Raw genomic sequence first — 1,940 nt, forward strand, 5'->3', positions numbered from 1 at the left:
ACCTTTGCCCCCGCCTCGTCAAGCAATTGCATCAGCTTCATCGCCGGGCTTTCGCGCATGTCCGAGACGTTCTTCTTGTAGGCCACGCCCACCAGCAGGATCTCGGTCCCCTTCAGGCCCCGGCCGCATTCGGCATCCACGATGGCGCGCAGCCGGTCGATGACATGATGCGGCATGCGCGTGTTGATCTCGCCCGCCAGTTCGATGAAGCGGGTCGGCACCTCGTATTCGCGCGCCTTCCAGGTCAGGTAGAACGGGTCGATCGGGATGCAGTGCCCGCCCAGGCCCGGGCCGGGATAGAACGGCATGAAGCCGAAGGGCTTGGTCGCGGCGCCGTCGATCACCTCCCAGACATCGATGCCCATCGCGTCGTAGACGAGCTTGAGTTCGTTCACGAGCGCGATGTTGACCGCGCGAAAGATGTTCTCCGTGATCTTGACCGCCTCGGCAGTCTGGGTCGTGGACACGCGCACCGTGCGATCCACGACGCGGGCATAGAACGCCTCGACCAGATCGCCGGCCATCTGCCCCGACCCCGCCACCACCTTGGGGATCGAGCTTGTGTTGAACGCGGTGTTGCCCGGATCCTCGCGCTCGGGCGAGAAGGCCAGGAAGATCTCCTCGCCCAGCGTCAGACCGCTTGTCCCCAGGATCGGCCCCAGAACCTCGTCCGTGGTGCCGGGCCAGGTGGTCGATTCCAGCACCACCAGGGTGCCGGGGCGGATATGGGCGGCAATGGCATGCCCGGTCTTCTCGACATAGGACAGGTCCGGCTCGCGCTGCGGGTTCAGCGGTGTCGGCACGCAGATGACGATGATCTGGCAGGTCGAAAGCCGGGCGAAATCGGCGGTCGCGTCCATCCCCTTCGCACAGGCCTCCTGCATCGCCTGCGGGCTGACCGCGTCGATATAGCTTTGCCCTGCCATGACCTTGTCGATCTTGCCCGGATCGACATCGAAGCCCGTGACCGGAAAGCCGCGGCGCGCGGCGGTGACCGCCAGCGGCAGGCCGACATAGCCCAGCCCGATCACGCCCACCCGGGCGGTCCGTTCGGTGATCGCACGCATCAATGACATGTTCTCGAAATCTCCACCACGTGCCGGGTTCATGCGGTCCGGCTGTTGCCTTCTCCCGCAGAAAACCGTTCCGGGCCGCTTTTGCAAACCGATTGTAGACATTCTGAGACAACAGCCACCGGATGCTTGCCTGAAAGACTGCGTTCGGGCAGAACCGGCGCATGACCAGCATCGCCCCTGCCCCCCGCGCCTATGTCGTGATCTCGCCCGGCCGCAACGAGGCGAAATTCATGCGTCGCACGCTTGACAGCGTGGTGGCCCAGACCGAGCGCCCGGCGCGCTGGGTGATTGTCGATGACGGTTCGACCGATGAAAGCCCCGCGATCCTGGCGGAATATGCCGCGGCCCATGACTGGATCACCGTGATCCGGCGCGAGGATCGCGGCCACCGCGCCGTGGGCCCCGGCGTGATCGAGGCGTTCTATGCGGGGCTGGAGGCCGTTTCGCTGGATGACTACACCTATCTGTGCAAGCTCGACCTCGATCTGGATCTGCCCGCGGGCTATTTCGCCGGGCTCATGGACCGGATGGAGGCCGATCCGCGCGTCGGCACCTGTTCGGGCAAGACCTATTACGTGGACGGGGCGGGTCGGCAGATCAGCGAGAAGATTTCCGACGAGATGTCGATCGGCGCGTCCAAGTTCATGCGGGTGGCCTGTTTCCGCCAGATCGGCGGTTTCGTGCGCGAGGTGATGTGGGACGGCATCGACTGCCACAAGGCCCGCATGCTGGGCTGGAAGGCGGTGAGCTGGCGTGACCCGGAGCTTGCCTTCGAGCATCTGCGCCCGATGGGGTCGTCGCAGACGAATATCTATGCCGGGCGGCGGCGGCACGGCTATGGCCAGTATTACATGGGCTCGGATC

At 65.0% G+C, this 1,940-nt stretch carries 2 protein-coding genes; one reads left to right on the forward strand and one right to left on the reverse strand.

Annotated features, from left to right (window positions below; genetic code table 11):
- The coding region (locus tag ENN83_RS15075) for a nucleotide sugar dehydrogenase (protein WP_287188359.1) at positions 1 to 1,076 on the reverse strand (1,076 nt) is incomplete at its 3' end.
- 161 nt (positions 1,077 to 1,237) lie between these two features.
- On the opposite strand from ENN83_RS15075, the gene ENN83_RS15080 reads away from it, so the two are divergent.
- Positions 1,238 to 1,940: glycosyltransferase (locus ENN83_RS15080; RefSeq protein WP_287188361.1), on the forward strand; the 703-nt coding region annotated here is incomplete at its 3' end.

The organism is Rhodovulum sp. (genome assembly GCF_011048875.1).
Classification (GTDB): Bacteria; Pseudomonadota; Alphaproteobacteria; order Rhodobacterales; family Rhodobacteraceae; genus Rhodovulum; species Rhodovulum tesquicola.